Origin of the sequence: Streptomyces sp. WY228 (assembly GCF_019287315.1) — a bacterium.
Lineage (GTDB): Bacteria > Actinomycetota > Actinomycetes > Streptomycetales > Streptomycetaceae > Streptomyces > Streptomyces caviscabies.
In genome coordinates this window covers 4,783,821-4,800,979 of the sequence record NZ_CP079114.1, presented here as the reverse complement: position 1 = coordinate 4,800,979, position 17,159 = coordinate 4,783,821, and the positions used below count along the sequence as shown (strand labels likewise).

General features: G+C 71.1%; 20 protein-coding genes. 14 read left to right on the top strand and 6 right to left on the bottom strand.

The window, feature by feature from the left end; all coding sequences use genetic code 11:
• Positions 1 to 143: 143 nt before the first annotated feature.
• Positions 144 to 791: an HAD family acid phosphatase gene (locus tag KV381_RS20940; RefSeq protein ID WP_218785985.1), complete on the top strand. Its 648-nt coding sequence runs from the start codon at positions 144 to 146 to the stop codon at positions 789 to 791.
• A 95-nt stretch (positions 792 to 886) separates the two neighbouring features.
• On the opposite strand, the gene KV381_RS20935 is transcribed toward KV381_RS20940, so the two are convergent.
• Complete coding sequence (locus tag KV381_RS20935; protein WP_030077547.1) at positions 887 to 1,159, bottom strand: DUF4031 domain-containing protein; 273 nt, start codon at positions 1,157 to 1,159, stop codon at positions 887 to 889.
• Positions 1,156 to 1,527, bottom strand: a complete 372-nt coding sequence (locus KV381_RS20930) for a hypothetical protein (RefSeq protein WP_030077546.1) — start codon at positions 1,525 to 1,527, stop codon at positions 1,156 to 1,158. The genes KV381_RS20935 and KV381_RS20930 overlap by 4 nt, the downstream gene beginning before the upstream one ends.
• A gap of 103 nt (positions 1,528 to 1,630) precedes the next feature.
• Between KV381_RS20930 and KV381_RS20925 the strand changes: the two genes are divergently transcribed.
• The 12 genes from KV381_RS20925 (at position 1,631) to KV381_RS20875 (ending at position 11,419) form a co-directional block, all read left to right on the top strand.
• Positions 1,631 to 2,548: a MurR/RpiR family transcriptional regulator gene (locus tag KV381_RS20925; RefSeq protein WP_030077545.1), complete on the top strand. Its 918-nt coding sequence runs from the start codon at positions 1,631 to 1,633 to the stop codon at positions 2,546 to 2,548.
• A gap of 89 nt (positions 2,549 to 2,637) precedes the next feature.
• A complete protein-coding gene (gene murQ, locus KV381_RS20920; RefSeq protein ID WP_030632984.1) occupies positions 2,638 to 3,615 on the top strand; it encodes an N-acetylmuramic acid 6-phosphate etherase in 978 nt (325 codons plus the stop codon).
• Between the two features lie 44 nt (positions 3,616 to 3,659).
• Complete coding sequence (locus KV381_RS20915; protein ID WP_086779103.1) at positions 3,660 to 5,228, top strand: PTS transporter subunit EIIC; 1,569 nt, start codon at positions 3,660 to 3,662, stop codon at positions 5,226 to 5,228.
• A gap of 217 nt (positions 5,229 to 5,445) precedes the next feature.
• Positions 5,446 to 5,826 (top strand): WXG100 family type VII secretion target, encoded by a 381-nt coding sequence (locus KV381_RS20910; protein ID WP_256995122.1) that lies wholly within the window; start codon positions 5,446 to 5,448, stop codon positions 5,824 to 5,826.
• 51 nt (positions 5,827 to 5,877) lie between these two features.
• Positions 5,878 to 6,177: a WXG100 family type VII secretion target gene (locus tag KV381_RS20905; RefSeq protein ID WP_030632993.1), complete on the top strand. Its 300-nt coding sequence runs from the start codon at positions 5,878 to 5,880 to the stop codon at positions 6,175 to 6,177.
• Positions 6,178 to 6,362: 185 nt separating this feature from the next.
• The gene (locus KV381_RS20900; RefSeq protein WP_218785984.1) at positions 6,363 to 8,138 is read left to right on the top strand and encodes an RNase A-like domain-containing protein; all 1,776 of its coding nucleotides are present in this window, start codon (positions 6,363 to 6,365) and stop codon (positions 8,136 to 8,138) included.
• Entirely contained in the window at positions 8,135 to 8,881 is a 747-nt protein-coding gene (locus KV381_RS20895; RefSeq protein ID WP_218785983.1) for a hypothetical protein, read from the top strand. Before KV381_RS20900 ends, KV381_RS20895 begins: the two co-directional genes overlap by 4 nt.
• A gap of 8 nt (positions 8,882 to 8,889) precedes the next feature.
• The gene (locus KV381_RS20890; protein WP_030633002.1) at positions 8,890 to 9,189 is read left to right on the top strand and encodes an RNase A-like domain-containing protein; all 300 of its coding nucleotides are present in this window, start codon (positions 8,890 to 8,892) and stop codon (positions 9,187 to 9,189) included.
• A gap of 8 nt (positions 9,190 to 9,197) precedes the next feature.
• Positions 9,198 to 9,839, top strand: coding sequence for a contact-dependent growth inhibition system immunity protein (locus KV381_RS20885; protein WP_218785982.1), 642 nt, complete (start codon positions 9,198 to 9,200; stop codon positions 9,837 to 9,839).
• Between the two features lie 104 nt (positions 9,840 to 9,943).
• The gene (locus KV381_RS20880) at positions 9,944 to 10,579 is read left to right on the top strand and encodes an NADPH-dependent F420 reductase (RefSeq protein ID WP_218785981.1); all 636 of its coding nucleotides are present in this window, start codon (positions 9,944 to 9,946) and stop codon (positions 10,577 to 10,579) included.
• Positions 10,580 to 10,695: 116 nt separating this feature from the next.
• Positions 10,696 to 10,866 (top strand): DUF5670 family protein, encoded by a 171-nt coding sequence (locus KV381_RS36615; protein ID WP_010071635.1) that lies wholly within the window; start codon positions 10,696 to 10,698, stop codon positions 10,864 to 10,866.
• Between the two features lie 199 nt (positions 10,867 to 11,065).
• Entirely contained in the window at positions 11,066 to 11,419 is a 354-nt protein-coding gene (locus tag KV381_RS20875; RefSeq protein WP_030077529.1) for a PRC-barrel domain-containing protein, read from the top strand.
• Between the two features lie 88 nt (positions 11,420 to 11,507).
• On the opposite strand, the gene KV381_RS20870 is transcribed toward KV381_RS20875, so the two are convergent.
• The 3 genes from KV381_RS20870 to KV381_RS20860 all read right to left on the bottom strand — a co-directional run bounded on the left by KV381_RS20870 (position 11,508) and on the right by KV381_RS20860 (position 12,710).
• On the bottom strand, positions 11,508 to 12,122 hold the full coding sequence (locus KV381_RS20870) for a hypothetical protein (RefSeq protein ID WP_030077527.1): 615 nt from the start codon (positions 12,120 to 12,122) through the stop codon (positions 11,508 to 11,510).
• A 119-nt stretch (positions 12,123 to 12,241) separates the two neighbouring features.
• Entirely contained in the window at positions 12,242 to 12,478 is a 237-nt protein-coding gene (locus KV381_RS20865; protein ID WP_030077525.1) for a hypothetical protein, read from the bottom strand.
• Positions 12,468 to 12,710, bottom strand: a complete 243-nt coding sequence (locus KV381_RS20860; protein WP_030077523.1) for a hypothetical protein — start codon at positions 12,708 to 12,710, stop codon at positions 12,468 to 12,470. Before KV381_RS20860 ends, KV381_RS20865 begins: the two co-directional genes overlap by 11 nt.
• A gap of 305 nt (positions 12,711 to 13,015) precedes the next feature.
• Here KV381_RS20860 and KV381_RS20855 point away from each other — a divergent pair, with 305 nt between their 5' ends.
• The gene (locus tag KV381_RS20855) at positions 13,016 to 14,059 is read left to right on the top strand and encodes a LacI family DNA-binding transcriptional regulator (RefSeq protein WP_030077521.1); all 1,044 of its coding nucleotides are present in this window, start codon (positions 13,016 to 13,018) and stop codon (positions 14,057 to 14,059) included.
• Between the two features lie 196 nt (positions 14,060 to 14,255).
• Here KV381_RS20855 and KV381_RS20850 read toward each other — a convergent pair whose 3' ends face one another.
• Positions 14,256 to 17,096: a glycosyl hydrolase gene (locus KV381_RS20850; RefSeq protein ID WP_098026459.1), complete on the bottom strand. Its 2,841-nt coding sequence runs from the start codon at positions 17,094 to 17,096 to the stop codon at positions 14,256 to 14,258.
• Between the last annotated feature and the right edge of the window lie 63 nt (positions 17,097 to 17,159).

Sequence of the window (17,159 nt, the reverse complement as noted above, 5' to 3'; positions counted from 1 at the left end):
GGGCAGCCGACAGCAGCCGAAAAAGACGCTACCGACCAGTAGTGAGATATCCACCCGCCCTTCATTATTGAGCGCGAGCATGACAACCCGTCGTCGGGTCACGGCGTACGGGCCATTGGCAGGTTCCCCACCCAGGAGTCCCCATGCATGCACGCGCCACCATCCAGCGCACCGCCGCGGCACTGGCCGCGACGCTCGCCCTCGTCGCGGTTCCCGTCACCTCGGCCGGCGCGGCGGAGACGCAGGCCCCGGCCCGTACCGCTCCCGCGGGCTCCGCTTCCGCCCTCGCCGCGGATGTCGACTACGGCACCTGGCGCAGCGACGTCGCGGCGGTCGTCGCCGAGGCGCGCCCCTGGATCGAGGCCCGGTCGGAGAGCGCCGGGAGCGAGAAGCAGGCGATCGTCCTCGACATCGACAACACCGCGCTGGAGACGCACTTCCACCCGTTCTGGGAGCTGCCCACCCCGGCCGTCGGGGACGTCCGCGAGCTGGCCCGGTACGCCGACGCGCGCGGCGTGGCCGTCTTCTTCGTCACCGCCCGGCCGGGCATCATCCACTCCCTCACGGACTGGAACCTGAAGAAGGCCGGCTACCCGGTCGACGGGCTGTACGTACGCAGCCTGCCGGATCTCTTCGAGGAGGTCAGCGCCTACAAGACCGAGCAGCGGGCCGCGATCGAGGCGAAGGGCTACAAGATCATCGCCAACATCGGGAACAACACCACCGACATCGTCGGCGGCCACGCCGAGCGCGGCTTCAAGCTCCCGGACTACGACGGCAAGCTCTCCTAGCGGACCCCGCCGACGGAACGGCCGGGCGGCGGGCGCTGTCGAGCGAGCCGACAGCGAGCCTTCCAGCAGGCCGGGGCGGCGGGCCGCCGGGTGGGCTACCCCGGCACCGGCCGCCCCTTCGGCCGCCGGAGGCCCGCCGCCGTGAGCCGCCGGACCAGCTCCTTCGAGCCGACCTCCCGCGCCCCGGCCCGTACGGCGTCCGCGTAGTGCGCCTCCGGCACGTCGTAGTGATCGCGCTCGAAGGCGCGCGGCGGGCAGCCGATCGCGGCGGCGAAGGCGTGCAGCTCCTCGAACGACTCATCGCTGACCAGGTGCGACCAGAGACGGCCGTGCCCGGGCCAGGTGGGCGGGTCGATGTAGACCGTCACCGCCGCAGCGCCCCGCCCAGCGCCCCCACCGGCGCCACCGCGACGGCCGCCTTGGTGCAGACCCAGTGCGGGTCGGGCCCCAGCTCCGGCTCGACGTCCAGGGCGTGCGGCTCCTCCTCCGGCGAGCACGCGGGGCACAGCGGCCACCGCCCGTACCGCTCCAGCAGGGCGTCCTGCACGTCCTGGGCGATCAGCCCGGCCACGAACTCCGCGCCCTCGGGCCACTGCTCCACCCACCACCGCCGGTGGGTCACCGCGTCCTCGACCAGCGAGACGATGTCCGCCTCGGCGACGTCGCCCGCCGCCAGATCGGCCATGACGAGCGCGCGGGCGGTGTGCAGGGACTGCTCCAGGGGGTTCAACTCCATGCCCCCATTGTGCGCGAGGGGCCGCCGGAGGGAGGGTCCGGCCGCCAGAGGTAGGGACCAAAGGGGGGTTGACGGACCACGAGGTTGAAAATATCTTTCAAATGTGACCAGTGACGTGAAGGAAATTTTCAGCGGCGACTCCCCTCCGGCCCCCGCGGCCCTCGCCGCCAAGGTCCGGACCCTCGCCCCCTCCATGACCCGCTCGATGCAGCTGGTCGCCGAAGCGGTGGCGGGCGACCCGGCCGGCTGCGCCGCCCTCACCGTCACCGGTCTCGCCGAGCTCACCGGCACCAGTGAAGCCACCGTCGTCCGCACCGCGCGCCTCCTCGGCTACCCGGGCTACCGGGATCTGCGCCTCGCGCTGGCCGGCCTCGCCGCGCACCAGGAGTCCGGCCGGGCCCCCGCCGTCACCGCCGACATCGCGGTCGACGACCCGATCGCCGACGTGGTCGCCAAGCTGGCCTACGACGAGCAGCAGACCCTCGCCGACACCGCCGCCGGGCTCGACACCGTACAGCTGGGGGCCGCCGTCGCCGCCGCGTCGACCGCCCGCCGCATCGACATCTACGGCGTCGGGGCGTCCTCGCTCGTCGGCCAGGACCTGGCGCAGAAGCTGCTCCGGATCGGCCTGATCGCCCACGCCCACATGGACCCGCACCTCGCGGTGACCAACGCCGTGCAGCTGCGCAGCGGTGACGTGGCCATCGCGATCACGCACTCCGGCTCCACCGGCGACGTCATCGAGCCGCTGCGGGTCGCCTTCGACCGCGGGGCGACCACCATCGCGATCACCGGGCGGCCCGACGGGCCCGTATCGCAGTACGCGGACCATGTGCTGACCACGTCCACCGCGCGCGAGAGCGAGCTGCGCCCCGCCGCGATGTCGAGCCGCACCAGCCAGCTGCTCGTCGTGGACTGCCTGTTCATAGGCGTCGCGCAGCGGACGTACGAGACCGCCGCGCCCGCCCTGGCCGCCTCCTACGAGGCCCTCGCCCACCGCCACACCCCGCGCACCCGCTGACCGCCCCGGACCGCCGACCACGGGCCACGGGCCACGCACCACCCGTACGCGTACGAGACCGAGCACCCGAGAAAGCAGAGCCGCACCTCATGACCTCCACCACGGACACCCCCGGCGCCACCGACACTCCCGGGTCCTCCGGCACGTACGGCGAGCTCCGCGCCCAGCTGGCCACCCTCACCACCGAGGCGTTCCGCCCCGAGCTGGCCGAGATCGACCGGCTGGCCACGCAGGAGATCGCCCGGATCATGAACGGCGAGGACGCCACCGTCCCGGCCGCCGTCGCCGAGCGGCTGCCGCAGATCGCCGCCGCCATCGACGCCACCGCCGCGCGCATGGCCCGCGGCGGCCGGCTGATCTACGCGGGCGCGGGCACGGCGGGCCGCCTCGGGGTGCTGGACGCCAGCGAGTGCCCGCCCACCTTCAACACCGACCCGTCCGAGGTCGTCGGCCTGATCGCGGGCGGCCCCTCCGCCATGGTCACGGCCGTCGAGGGCGCGGAGGACAGCAAGGAGCTGGCCGCCGCCGACCTGGACGCGCTGAAGCTGGGCGCCGACGACACGGTGGTCGGCATCTCCGCCTCCGGCCGCACGCCGTACGCGATCGGCGCGGTCGAGCACGCCCGCGCGCAGGGCGCCCTGACCATCGGGCTCTCCTGCAACGCGGACTCCGCGCTCGCCGCGGCGGCCGAACACGGCCTGGAGATCGTCACCGGCCCCGAGCTGCTCACCGGCTCGACCCGGCTGAAGGCGGGCACCGCGCAGAAGCTGGTCCTCAACATGATCTCGACGATCACGATGATCCGGCTCGGCAAGACGTACGGGAATCTCATGGTCGACGTACGCGCTTCCAACGAGAAGCTGCGCGCCCGCTCCCGGCACATCGTCTCCCTGGCCACCGGCGCGTCCGACGCCGAGATCGAGGCCGCCCTCACCGCCACCGACGGCGAGGTCAAGAACGCGATCCTGGTCATCCTCGGCCAGGTCGACGGCCCCACCGCGGCCACCCGCCTCACCGAGGCGGACGGCCACCTGCGCGCCGCCCTCGCGGCCGTACGCACCACCTGACCCACCGGGTACCCCACCCGCCGCACAGCAAGGCACCGAGCACCATGGCCACAGAAGACAAGAACCGCGCCACCGCCGCCGCGATCCTGCCGCTCGTCGGCGGTGCCGCGAACGTCGCCTCCATCGCCCACTGCATGACCCGGCTCCGTCTCGGGCTGCACGACCGGTCCCTCGTCGACGACGAGGCGCTGAAGGCCCTGCCCGCCGTGATGGGCGTCGTCGAGGACGACACGTACCAGATCGTGCTGGGTCCGGGCACGGTCGCCCGGGTCACCCCGGAGTTCGAGCAGCTGGTCGAGGAGGAGCGCGAGACGGCTCCCGCCCCGGCCTCCGGCCCCGGTGGTCCGGCCGCCACCTCGTCCGACGATCTGGCGGCCCAGGGCGCGGCGATCAAGGCACAGCAGAAGACGAAGAACGCCACCCCCTTCAAGCTGTTCCTGCGCAAGATCGCCAACATCTTCGTGCCGCTGATCCCGGCGCTGATCGGCTGCGGGATCATCGCGGGCCTCAACGGTCTGCTGGTGAACCTGGAGTGGCTGCCCGCCGTGACGCCGGCGCTGGCGGCGATGGCGTCCGGCTTCATGGCGCTGATCGCGGTGTTCGTGGGCTACAACACGGCGAAGGAGTTCGGCGGTACGCCGATCCTGGGCGGTGCGGTGGCGGCGATCATCGTCTTCCCGGGCGTCGCGAACATCGACGCCTTCGGCCAGACCCTCTCGCCCGGCCAGGGCGGTGTACTGGGCGCGCTGGGCGCGGCGGTCCTCGCCGTGTACGTGGAGAAGTGGTGCCGCCGGTGGGTGCCGGAGGCGCTGGACGTCCTGGTCACCCCGACCCTGACGGTGCTGATCTCCGGCCTGGTGACGATCTTCGGCCTGATGTACGTGGCCGGGGAGATCTCCTCCGCGATCGGCACGTTCGCCGACTGGCTGCTCTCCAACGGCGGCGCGGGCGCGGGCTTCGTGCTCGGCGGCCTGTTCCTCCCCCTGGTCATGCTGGGCCTGCACCAGGCGCTGATCCCGATCCACACGACCCTCATCGAGCAGCAGGGCTACACGGTCCTGCTCCCGATCCTGGCGATGGCCGGGGCGGGCCAGGTCGGCGCGGCGATGGCGGTCTACTTCCGCCTCCCCCGCAACGAGTCGATCCGCCGCACCATCAAGTCCGCGCTCCCGGCAGGCCTGCTGGGCGTCGGCGAACCGCTGATCTACGGCGTCTCGCTGCCGCTGGGCCGCCCCTTCATCACGGCGTGCGTCGGCGGCGCGTTCGGCGGTGGCTTCGTCGGCCTGTTCAACCAGCTCGGCGACACGGTCGGCTCCACGGCCATCGGCCCGTCCGGCTGGGCCCTGTTCCCGCTCCTGGACGGCAACCACGGCCTGGGCTCGACGATCGCGATCTACGGCGGCGGCCTGCTGGTGGGCTACGTCGCCGGCTTCCTGGCCACGTACTTCTTCGGCTTCGGCAAGGACCTGCTGGCCGAGTTCAACGTCTCCCAGGAACCGGCCCCGTCCACGGTCGCCGCCACGGGCGGCCCGACCACGGCCCCGAACCGGCCGACCGGCCCCGACGGAACGGACCCGGGCACCGACCCGGCCAAGGCGCCGGCCGGGGTCTGACCGCCGGAGTACGCCTGCGCGCAGGCCTTCCACCACGGCTCCGGCCGCCGCACACACGCGGCGGCCGGAGCCGTCGTCGTACATGCCGGGGCCGGCTGCCGCGAAGTGAGCCGGAGCCGCCTCACGTCAAGAAGTCCCCAAGGCTCCGGTCGCCGCCGATCGGCAGTGCGCCTCGTTGTTAAAGTGCCTGGAGTGTTCACGGGGGAAGGATGCAACGGTGACCCAGCCACCGAACCTCGCCGTGTCGGCCGCCGATCTCACGCGGCTCGCAGGCGACTTGGACGAGATGCAGCGTCATCTGGACACCCAGGTACGGCGGATGGACGCCGTCGTGGACCGTATCGAGTCCGGCTGGCGCGGCGAGGCGGCCAAGGGCTATCGCGCACTGCACCGAGGAGCCGCCGAGGACGCGGTGCGCATCCGGGAGATCCTCAAGGTTCTTGAGGCGGCCATGCGCATGGGCCGGGACGGTTTCACGGAGCAGGAGCTCGATGTGCTCCAGGCCATGCGGTCGGTCCGGTCCAACGTGGACGTGACGGCGGAGGCGCAGCGCCTCTCGGAGGGGCCTCAGCCGCACAGCAGGATCAACGACCTCTGACCTCGCGCACCGAACCTCTCGCACCCTCACACGCACCGAAGGAACCCTCGCGTGACCGACGACCACATAGGTGTCTCCTTTTCCACTCTGCGGGATCTGGCCGGAGAACTCGAAGACATCCTCAAACAGCTCAACGAAAAGCTCGAAACGCTCTACGGAAGGACGGAGAAGGCCGTCCTCACCTGGGAGGGCGAGGCACGGGACACGTTCGTGGACGAGCTCGACAAGTGGGATCGCGAGATGCAGGATCTCCAAGCCGCGCAGGCGTGGCTGCACGACGTCGTCACCACCGGCCACAGCAACTACGCGGCAGCCCACCAGGCTGTGCTGCGCGGATGGGGCGCGGCCTGATGGGAGAGCCGACCCCGGGCCCTTCTCCTTCGGCCACGCCCCCGGCCGACAGCAGTGAACCGAAGAGTCCTTCCGGAGACTCTCAGCCGACGCCCGAACCGTCACCGGGATCGCTCGAGGACCCCAACGGCGCCGACATCTCCCGTCATGACACCGGTTCGGCGGAGCGCGAGCGCAAGAGGAACGTGGAGGAGCTCAAGCCGTCGGCTCCGCCGGACGCAGGCGGCGGCTTCGACGTCTCGCCGGGACACGTCTACTACGCCTCGGGACTCGTCAGCAACGAGCAGTTCGAGTTCCACAAGTCCGCGAACCGGCTGGTCGACGCGGTGGGCGGCTGGAGCCAGACGCAGGCGGCGGGGCGCGGGCACGGCGCCGACGCCCTCGCCGCGGCCTACGAGGACGTGGCCGACAGCTTCCTCAAGCTGTGGGCCAGAGGCATCATGAGCATCGAGGGCGTCATCGTCGGACTGACGGTGACGGCCAACAACTACCAGCAGGCGGACTGGGCCTCGCGGGCCGCCAATCGTCAGCACCGCGGAGAGGAACCGCCGCGCCGGAGCCCTCCGACCAGCGTCGGCAAGACCACGTACAAGTCGGTCTCGTCAATCAAGTGGACCGGCACCGGCGACGACTCCGGACCGATCCTCGCGTGGGCCGGAAACGGCCCGGACTGGCTGGCCGAACAGATCGACGAGGCCGTCGAGCACCAGCTCCGCCTCGGCAAAACCGTGGAGATCACTCCCGGCGCCAACACGGGCGAGCTGCGCGGCATAGGCAACGCCTGGCTCGCCGCCGCCAAGGCGGCGAAGGAGTCCGCCACCAACTTCACCTCGTGCATCGCCTATCTCACCGACGGCAGCAACAACGAGTGGCAGGCGGCGATGAACTCCTTCTGCCAGTCGATCTGGGGCACGACGGCCTGGGGCGGGAGCCGTCGGATCTCGGACGCGAAGCCGGCCGCCCGGGGGGCGGCGGACGCACGCGAGTGGCGGACCAACCCGTCCGTTTCGCCGGCCGACCGGCGGCCCGTCATCGAGGTGCTCGCCCGAACCGGCGAAACGCTTCATCGGGCCCTCCACGACGCCGCGGACGCGGCGGACACATGCCGCGACACCACCTCGCGGCTCGCGGCGGAGGCCGCCAAGGCGACCGTCAAGGACCTGACGGTGGACATCGACTTCGGCGAACTGACCAGGCTCGGGGCCACCATGGCCTTCGGCGAGATCACCGCCACCTTCGCCAGCCACATGGACAAGGCGGGCGCGGATGCCGCCGTGGAGACCTGCCATGCCGCGTTCCACGAGGCCGCCACGACCGTGAGAGGTCTCGAAGCCGAGCTGACGGAGGCGCTCATGAGCGCTCCGCGGTTCGCGGCGGAGGAAGCACGCGCCCGGGCGTTCGGCGCCCGGGCCCTCGACGAGTTCAAGCCGCGGCACCGCTGGTCGCGGTCGGGCAACGCGGACCTCGGCATCTACGAGATCGACCTGGCGTCGACGGAGTGGCTGGAGAACTCGCACACCGTCAACAAGCACGTCGGCCTCACGGACGATCAGCTCGCCCAGCGCCTGCGAGACGACCTGAAGAAGGGGCCGCGCCCGGGAACCGAGTGGGAACACGGACAGCCCATGGTCGCCAGAGCATCCGCTTTCAAGGACATCGACTCGGCGCAGCGGATGACGCAGTACACCATCGACGCGAACCAGAAAACCATCAAGGATTGGATCGACGATCAGCCGGATTCCGGAAAACGCCTCGACATTAAAGTACCGCATACCGCCGACCCGGATGAGTACAGCGGCCGGAGCATCGAAAAGCAGGAGATGAAGAACTCCCCGTTCCCGTCGGACAAGGCCACCAACGTGAAAGGCGTCGAAACGCGCCTGGTGTACAATCCCGACCTCGATCCACCTTTCACTGTCCTGACCTCCATGCCGGCCCCTGTGAAGAAGGAAGAGGAATGACCGGAAGCGACGACAGGGGCGGCGTACGGCGGCAGGAGATGATGGACCACTTCGGCCTGGAAGGCGCGCGCATCCTCCTGGCTCCCTTCTCCTCCACCGGCATCCCGACGGATGCGGATGAGTGGCAAAGACGCCTCGGACCGACCCTCCGCGGCCTGTCGTACGCGCAGCGCGGCGGCGGAAGGACCTTCTACGAGATCGCCTCCCAGCTGCTCACCGCCGCGGAGACCTTCGCCGCGGACCCCGGGTCTCCGGCGCTCAGGGAGATCCCCGCCGCCGCACCGTCCGACCGAACCCCCGAAATATATCGCGAGATCTCCTCGTACATTCTGGACTGGCGCTCTCTTCCGACCGAGGAAAAGTACGAGCGCCGAGGTTGGACAGCTCGGGAGATCTCGCTCAGATTTCCGCGATTCAGCCAGTTCCTGCCTATTTACTTCGGGCAGGACGGAGTGGCGATCTCCGACGACATGCAGTCCGCGAGCATCGAGGAGAGCATCGCCCTGATCATCGAGGAGACGCATCCCCTGTGCATGTGGAACCTTCCCGGACTGGCCGCCGAGAGCTACGAGGCGCTGGCACTGTTCCAGAATGACGAGGACGCGATGGACCGGTTTTTCTCCGAGGTGTTCAGCGGAGGATCGGGCAACGCCGACTTCACGGAATTCTTCCCTCTCCTCGCACGGTCGATCATCGACCACCTCGCCTCCGCCCATCCGCCCGTGTGGCCGAAAGGGAAGTGACGCACACCGTGCGAACCCGCAGCGCGACGTACACCGACCGCGAAGCAGCCCAGTGGGCCACACAGCAGGTGGTCACCGCCAACGAGCAGACCATCCACCACTGGCTGGCCCAGTCCACCCGGCAACGCCTCACCATCGAGGCGGCCTGGCCTTCCCGTCCCGAGCCGGTCGGCCGCGTGCTGCTCCAGGCGATGATGCTGGCCGGACGTCCTGCCGTCGATGTGCGCGCCGCACGAGTCGTCCTCAGGCGCGAGCCCACGCGTCCGCACGGATTCGTCGTCCACTCCACCGCACCGATCTATCTCTAGAGGCATCCGTGTCCCTCAAGCCACTCGAACACGACCGCAAGTACGGCGAACTGGATCAGGTGGTCCGCGCCTACCTGGGCCGGACCGCGGACGACGAGGAAGCGATCACCGGCTATCTGCGCCACACCTGGCGCACCCGCCCGTGGTCCATCGCCACCGCCGAACTCCAGCTCCGTGAGTACGCCCGGAACCCTCCGGGCCGACTGCGGCTCCGCCTCGGCGAGTTCTATCCGGTGCCGGACGTGGGGCTGCCGGACGAGCGGATCCAGGACTGGCTCCTGATGCTCGCGGACCGCCTCAAGGAGAGCGTCGAGACCGGCCAGGCGCCGCCGCCCGCACCTCCGCAGACCCACTGGGAGTGGCGGGCCCGCTTTCCGGAGCTCGCGCAGTTGCTCGGAGGCTGGTACACGCAGGACATGCCGGACGAGTTCGAGGACCACGCGGCCGCGCTCCAGGACTACCTGGACAGCACGGATCCGGGGCTGGTGGCCCAGCTCGCCGGAGAGCTTCATGATCTGCTCGCGTTGCCCGTCGAGGAGCCGGACTACGCCGTCGGACTGGCCGAACTCGGCCTGGAGGTCGAACCTCCGGCGCCGCTCAGCATCGTCGGATGGCTGGTCGAGCTCGCCCGCGCGGTCGACCACCACTGACGCCGCGCACGGGCACCCGCCCTGCGGACTAGGCCATACGTCCTGCCTCGCACGGACCCATCGGCCGATCCGCGACGCCCGCCCCGCTGGCTAGCGTCCTCCCCATGCGTATAGGACTGCTCGGCACCGGAAATGTCGCCCGCGCCCTGGCCCACGGCTGGCGCGCCGCAGGGCACGACGTCCTCCTCGGATCACGTCGGCCCAAGGAACGCACCGACCTCGGCCTCCCCGTCGCGAGCCTCGACGAGACGGCCGCGCACGCGGAGGCCCTGGTCAACGCCACCCCGGGCGGCGTCTCCGTCGACCTGCTGCACTCCATCGGGGCCCCGGCCCTGGCGGGCACCCTGCTGATCGACGTCGGGGTCGGCCTCTCCGACGACTTCAGCGCCCTCACCCACCCCAACAGCAGCCTGGGCGAACTGATCCAGGAGGCCTTCCCCCTGACGCCCGTCGTCAAGACGCTCTGCACGATGGACTCGACCACCATGACCGCCCCGGGCGAACTCACCGAGCCGGGCACGGTCTTCCTCTCCGGCGACGACGCCGAGGCCAAGCGCACCACCGGCCGGCTGCTCACCGACCTCGGCTGGCCGGAGTCCTCCCAGCTCGACATCGGAGGCATCACCACGGCGCGCGGTCAGGAACACTTCGCGTTCCTCTTCATGGGCATCGCGGGCGGGGTGGGCTCCCACACCTTCAACATCAAGGTGGTCACCCGCCCGTCGGCGGACGCACGCTAGACGGCGGGCCCCGGGAACTCGTCCGCGCGCGGCTGTCGCCCGCCATCAATGATTCCGCACCTTCCGCGTGTAGACGGGAAAACAGCGGGAACCTGAATTCCTGGAGGTTGATAATCATGGTTCCCCTGCTACTCGTTCTCCTTCTCGCCCTGGTTCTCTTCGGTGCCGGTTTCGCGGTCAAGGCTCTCTGGTGGATAGCCGTGATCGTGCTGGTTCTCTGGCTCATAGGGTTCTTCGTCCGCCCTGCCGCGAGCGGTGGCCGACGTGGTCGGTGGTACCGCTGGTAGTCGCCCGTAAGCGGCTCTGAACAGCGGAAACGGGGGCGGGACCAGGCGTGCGCCCGGTCCCGCCCCCGTTTCTCGTCCCGGCACACGGGCCAGGTGTAGGCCGTCGTTCCCCGGGCACACGACGTTCAGCGGAATATCAATAACGCATAGACGATCCGCCGCAAGAACAATCCGGGCGGCCTTTGCGAAAGGAGCCACAATGAGCGACTCCCTGTGGGGCTACCAGCCGTCGAGCGGCCATACCGCGGGCGCCGATCTGACCGGTTATGCGGTCGAGGCGACCGACGGCGGTATCGGAAAGGTCGACAAGCACTCCGACGAAGTGGGTTCGGCCTATCTGCTGGTCGACACCGGGGTCTGGATCTTCGGCAAGGACGTCCTGCTGCCCGCGGGCACGGTGAAGCGCATCGACCCCGAGGAGCGGAAGGTCTACGTCGACCTCACCAAGGAACAGGTCAAGGACTCCCCGGAGTTCGACCGCCACCGGCAGGCCGAGGACCCGGGCTACCACGAGCAACTGTCCGCGTACTACCTGGCGTTCCGCATCATGTGACGGCGAACCGGAGTACGCCCCCGAACGGCGGCGGGCCCGGCCCCGAGGAGGGGTCGGCCCCGCCGTCCCGTACGTTCCCCGGCGCTCCTCAGAAGACCAGGTCCGACCAGAACGGCGGGCCGCTCCCGGCCGCCGGGGACGGCCCCTCCGCAGCGCCCGCCTCCCACCCCACGAACTCCCGCTCCACCCAGTCCGCCAGGTCCCGCCCGTAGTGGATGATGTCGGCCCCCTGCATCGAGAACACGGGGCTGCCGCACGGCTCCTTCGACGGCAGGTACCGGTGCGCGTAGACCGGGATCAGCTTCGGTACGGAGGCGAGCGCGGCCCGCGCCGCCGCGACGGCCTCCACCGGGTCCGCCGGACGCGCGCCCCACCGCCCGGGCAGCCACCAGCCGTGCTCCACCGAGAACAGCAGCCCCTCCACCGGCCCCTCCAGCCGCTCCCGGAGCAGGGCCGGGTCGCCGTCGCGCCAGTCGGGCCACGGGTTCCGCGGGGACTCGCCCTCCTCCGGCCGCCCCGCCCGGTCCACCGGCAGCCCGGCCGCCAGGAAGCCCCGGTGGTCGTCGGCGAAGACGATGCCGTACGCCGCCTCGATCCGGTCGAACTCCGCAGCGCTCAGGCCCGGCCCCAGCTCGCACACGCCCAGCTCCGCCAGACGGCGCGCCGCCCGCGCCCCCGCCCGCATTCCCTCGTCATCAGCCATCGGGGCAGCGTAACGAGTGCCGTCGGCGCCCCGCCCGGCGAGCGGACGACAGCCCGTCGCACTCCCGGTGAACGGCCGACGGCCGGCAGATGGTCGCCCGTCCGCACCCCGCCCCGCCCTCAACGTGGCAGCTGCCCCTCCCGGTTGATCTCCGTCACCCGGGCCCGCAGCACCACCCCCGGGGACGCCGGCCGCACCGCCTCCGCCGGGCACTCCCACTCCGGCCCGCCGCCGGGCGGCCGCAGCCGCACGTTCGGTCCGGACCGGCCCGTCACCCGGCCGACCCGCCCGTCCCGCCCGTCCACCGCGAACGCGCCCGCCTCGGGCGTACCCGGCTCACATCCCTCACTCGTCATGACCGCTCTCCTTCTCCGCCAGCACCTCGCACAGCCGCAACGCGGTGTCGATGTTGCAGCGGCCCAGGTCGACCAGGGGCGCCGGTTCGTCGCCCGCGCACGAGACCGGGTCGATCCGCAGGGACGGCAGCTTCACCCCGTGCTCCGCGAGGCCTTCCCGCAGTCGCTCCACGGCGTCCTCCGCCGTCCGCACACGGTCCGCCGCCGCCCTGCGCCGCTCCATCGCTTCCATGCCGCACACCTTCCACTCTGAGTGATGGCCATGCATACCCAGCGTGTTCAACGCGCAGTTGGCCCGTAAGAGGCGCAGTTCCGGCAACCCCGGCGTCGCCGCGTACGGCATCGGAACGACACCGCCTCCGCCGCTCTCCTTCTGGAAGCGCTCTCAGACCTGTCTGAGCCCGGCGCTAGGCTGTAGCCGATCCGGCGGCGACACCGAGCACCCAGCACGCGCACGACGCACCCCGCGCGCACCCGCGCGCGAGCCCCGCGCACCAGCCCGCGTTTCGCCGCCCCCGTCGACGAGGAGCGACCGCCTTGCCCGAGCAGTCCCCCGGGTCCCGGCCCACCCTGGAAGCCGTCGCGGCACGTGCCGGGGTGTCCCGGGCCACCGCCTCGCGGGTCGTCAACGGGGGCGACGGAGTCCGCAAGCCGCTCGTGGACAAGGTGCTCAAGGCGGTCGAGGAGCTGGGCTACATACCGAACCACGCGGCGCGGACCCTCGTCACACGGCGCACCGGCGCGGTGGCCGTCGTCATCGCCGAGCCGGAGACCCGGTTCTTCTCGGACCCGTTCTTCTCCCAGCAGATCCGCGGCATCAGCAAGGAGCTCACCGCCCACGACACCCAGCTCGTCCTGCTGCTCGTGGAGGGGCCCGGCGACTTCGACCGGATCGCGCGGTATCTGTCCGGCGGGCATGTGGACGGGGCGCTCGCGTTCTCGCTGCACACCGACGACCCGGTGCCCGCGATCACCCGGCGGGCCGGGATCCCGGCGGTGTACGGAGGCCGGCCCAGCTGGACCGCCGACCCGGGCGACCAGGCCGTGCCGTACGTCGACGCGGACAACCGGGGCGGGGCGCGGCTGGCCGTGCGGTATCTGAAGGACCTCGGGCGGCGGCACATCGCGCACATCGGCGGCCCCTCCGACCAGACCTCGGCGATGGACCGGCTGGACGGCTACCGGGACGTGCTGCTGGACGTGGATCCGACGCTCGTCGCCGCCGGGGCGTTCACCGTGGAGAGCGGGGCGCGGGCGATGGCGGAGCTGCTGGACCGGCGGCCCGATCTGGACGCGGTGTTCGCCGCCAACGACCTGATGGCGTCGGGTGCGTTGCGGGTCCTGCGCGAGCGCGGGATCGCGGTGCCGGAGCAGGTGGCGCTGGTCGGGTTCGACGACATGGACTCGGTGGCCTCGGAGACCGACCCGCCGCTGACCACCATCGGCCAGGAGATCGAGGAGCAGGGTCGGCTGATGGCCCGGCTGCTGCTGCGCGCGCTGGACCGGGACCGTACGGGCAGCGGCGACGTCCCGGAGTCGGTGATCACCCCGGTCACGCTGGTACGGCGGGCCTCCGCCTGAAAGCAGGGCCACCCCCGGACCCGCACAGCGAGGCCGCCCCGGCCCCGCGCACACGTACGGCGGGCCTCCGCCTGAGGAACCGGAGACCCGCCGCGTTCTGTGTCACCCGTACCGGCCGTCCCCCAGTGGCCGTCCGGTACGGATCACCGCCCACCGGTCTTCGGCCGGCCGTCGACCGGCCGAAGACCGGCAGCGGTCACTGGTACGGAATCCGCAGCACCGCCGCGTCCGTCCCGGTCTGCACCCGGGACGTGCCGTTGCCCAGCGCGTTCCAGATCTCCAGCCGGACCGTGCCGTTCTTCAGCTCGCCCAGGCTGCCGGTGGCCGTCTGGACGCCCGCCGCCTGCGTGTACTCCTCCCACCCGTTCACCGGGTCGGTCGCGAAGTAGCGGAAGGTCTCGGCCCGGTCGAACGTGCCGTCGCCGGTGAGGTCGTAGCTGACCCGGACCTGCGGGGCGAGCCCGACCGCCGTGCCCGCGTCCACCCGGAGGCGGAACGCGGTGGCGGCCCCGGCGGAGACCTTGCCGTTGACCTTCTTCACCTCGTAGACGGTCGGCCGGTACGGGGTGCCGTCCCGGTTGACGCCGTCGGCCGAAACGATGGTGTCCGAGCCCGCCGGGTCCGTGGTGGCGGTGGTGAGGACGCCGCCGGTCTTGAGGCGGAAGGTGTTGCCGGTGGACGGGCCGGGCTCCTCCGGCTCTCCCGGCTCCTCCGGGTCGGGGTCGCTGCCGCCGGGTCCGGTGCTCGTGGCCGTCGAACGGGCCGGTACGGAGAGCGTCTTGCCGTCGGAGAAGGTCACCGTACGGGCGGTCGAGCCGTGGTTGTGCGCGGTGTAGGTGCGCGTCCCGTCCTTGGAGAAGACGGCGGAGGTCGGGATGTCGCCGCTGACGGTCATGTCGGGGGCGCCGACGGAGGCGAGGGTGTTGATCCAGTGGTAGGTGTGCGCCTTGGACTCGCCCTGCTCCGGCTCGTAATTCCCGTTCACGCCGTCCCACTTGGCCTTGGCGGCGGCCGGGTCGGCCAGCGACTCGAACTCCCAGAGCAGGTCGCGCCACTCCTGGGCGGGGCCGCCGTTCTCGCGCTCCATCTCGGCGATGTTGCGCTTGATGGCCGCCTTCTCACGGGCGAGGTGGAGCGAACCGCCGGTCACCGGGAGGACGTTGATGCCGTGGATCTCCTCCGGGTTCGCCGTCCACCAGGTGGAGTACGCGCCGCCGCTGCCCCAGACCATGCCGACCGTGTCGTGGCCGAAGGAGGCGGGGAAGACCTGCTCGTCCGCGTCGAACCAGTACTGGGTGATGGCCTCGGACTCCGTCGTCAGCAGGTAACTGCCGAGGTCCCGCAGCGCGTTGTCACCGGTGGCCGCGCCCCAGAGGACGAGCCCCGCGCTGAGGTTGATGGACTCCGAGGACGACTCCTGGTTGTTGCCCGCCGCGAAGCCCTGGTGGCCGGAGGCCCAGCTGTGGCCGGCGTACACGTCGAAGCCGCGCAGGAAGGGGTAGGCGGAGTCGGTGCGGCTCGGGTTGGCGGTGTCGCGGATCAGGTGCTTGATCATCGTGCCCCAGGCCGAGTCGGCCGCCCAGGCCTGGTCGTACTGGGCGATGATCGCCGCCGCGTAGACGTAGTAGCTGTAGTGGAAGTGGTGGTCGTTGAGCTCGGTGTCGCTGCCGTACGAGGCCGGGTAGCCGGTGAGGGTCTTCCAGTCCTTGTCGTAGCTGAACTCGCTGGCCCCGCCCGCCGTGAACCACTCCTGGAGCCGGCCCTTCATCAGGCCGAGGAGCTTGTCGCGGGCGGCGGTCTCGCCGATCTGGTCGGCGACGGGCACCAGCTGGGCGAGCCGGCCGAGCGCCTTGCCGGTCCAGTAGGTGTCCGAGGCCCCGGAGAACGGGTCCGAGGCGTTGGCGACCTCGTTGATGTAGCCGGTCAGCCGGGCCTTGTCGACGCCGCTGGAGGCGGGCAGCGCGGGCACGACGCCGTTGTTCTTCTGGCTGGTGGTGAAGGTGGCGGACTCGCGCACCTTCATCGTGCCGCGCGGTGAGACGTACGTGTACGGGGTCAGCGCGTCGGTGGTGTGCAGCCACTGGTGGCGGTAGAGGGCCTGGAGCGTGCCGCGCTCGGTGCCCTCCTTCGCCTCGGTGGTCAGGCTGTAGGTCGCCCGGACGTTGCCGCCGGTGGTCTGCCAGGCCACCTGGGAGCCGGTGACGAAGCTGAAGGCGTACTTCCGGTAGGTCGCCAGCGCGTCCGTGGAGGGCAGGACGGCGAGCGAGAAGTAGTCCTTGGAGCCGAGACCCGCGGTGATCGTGGAGCCGGAGACGTTCCAGTCACTGCCGGTCGGGGCGAAGAGGGCGTAGTGGTGCCCGGCGACGGTGATGCCGAGGACGTTGCCCTGGTCGGAGAAGACGGTGGGCGCGGAGGCGGTCGTGACGCGGGCGTCGCCGCCGGAGCCCTTGGCGTACACGAAGGGCATGCCGTGGCCGATGGTGGCCCGGAAGGTGCGCGAGCCGTCGGCCCAGTACGGCGTGACCGTCCAGTCGGACCAGGCGTCGGCCTTGGTGTCGGGTGAGTTCAGCCCGGAGAGCCCGACGGTGAGGTCGGCCTTGTGGGCGTACTCGTACTGGCGGCCGTCGCCGACGATCGCGGGCGAGGTCGGGTAGCCGACCTCCAGTCCGCCGGAGGTCGCCTGGTAGGTGAGGGGGTGGCCGTACATGGGGGTGCTGTACGGGTTGTCGCCGTAGCGCTGGAAGGCGAGCGAGGACCACCAGTCGTTGGTCGGGACCGGCTGGTCCCGGGCGGCGGTGGTGAGCTTGGGGGTGACGGGCGCGCCGGTGTTGGTGGTCGGGCCCGAGGTCCCGGCGGGACGGCTGTCGGTGTAGCTGCCGGCGCCGGCGGGGATGGTGGCGGCGGCAGCGGGCGATGCGGCGGGACCCAGGCCCACGGCGGCCACGGCGACGGCGAGAAGCGCCGCCGCGGCGGGTCTGGGGGTGACTCGGGAAACGAGTCCGGAGAGGGAGGTCAGCACGAGCAGCACCTCGATCATGGGGGGCGAAGAGCGCGTTCGAGAGCGCTCTCAAGTGTCAAGGAACGTAAAACTCCTGAAACG

What these genes read in the sequence shown, in the direction of transcription:
- KV381_RS20940 (WP_218785985.1), top strand. Translation starts at nt 144, where the DNA reads ATGCATGCACGCGCCACCATCCAGCGCACCGCCGCGGCACTGGCCGCG.
- KV381_RS20930 (WP_030077546.1), bottom strand. Translation starts at nt 1,527, where the DNA reads ATGGAGTTGAACCCCCTGGAGCAGTCCCTGCACACCGCCCGCGCGCTC.
- murQ (WP_030632984.1), top strand. Translation starts at nt 2,638, where the DNA reads ATGACCTCCACCACGGACACCCCCGGCGCCACCGACACTCCCGGGTCC.
- KV381_RS20915 (WP_086779103.1), top strand. Translation starts at nt 3,660, where the DNA reads ATGGCCACAGAAGACAAGAACCGCGCCACCGCCGCCGCGATCCTGCCG.
- KV381_RS20895 (WP_218785983.1), top strand. Translation starts at nt 8,135, where the DNA reads ATGACCGGAAGCGACGACAGGGGCGGCGTACGGCGGCAGGAGATGATG.
- KV381_RS20880 (WP_218785981.1), top strand. Translation starts at nt 9,944, where the DNA reads ATGCGTATAGGACTGCTCGGCACCGGAAATGTCGCCCGCGCCCTGGCC.
- KV381_RS36615 (WP_010071635.1), top strand. Translation starts at nt 10,696, where the DNA reads ATGGTTCCCCTGCTACTCGTTCTCCTTCTCGCCCTGGTTCTCTTCGGT.
- KV381_RS20875 (WP_030077529.1), top strand. Translation starts at nt 11,066, where the DNA reads ATGAGCGACTCCCTGTGGGGCTACCAGCCGTCGAGCGGCCATACCGCG.
- KV381_RS20870 (WP_030077527.1), bottom strand. Translation starts at nt 12,122, where the DNA reads ATGGCTGATGACGAGGGAATGCGGGCGGGGGCGCGGGCGGCGCGCCGT.
- KV381_RS20865 (WP_030077525.1), bottom strand. Translation starts at nt 12,478, where the DNA reads ATGACGAGTGAGGGATGTGAGCCGGGTACGCCCGAGGCGGGCGCGTTC.
- KV381_RS20860 (WP_030077523.1), bottom strand. Translation starts at nt 12,710, where the DNA reads ATGGAAGCGATGGAGCGGCGCAGGGCGGCGGCGGACCGTGTGCGGACG.
- KV381_RS20850 (WP_098026459.1), bottom strand. Translation starts at nt 17,096, where the DNA reads ATGATCGAGGTGCTGCTCGTGCTGACCTCCCTCTCCGGACTCGTTTCC.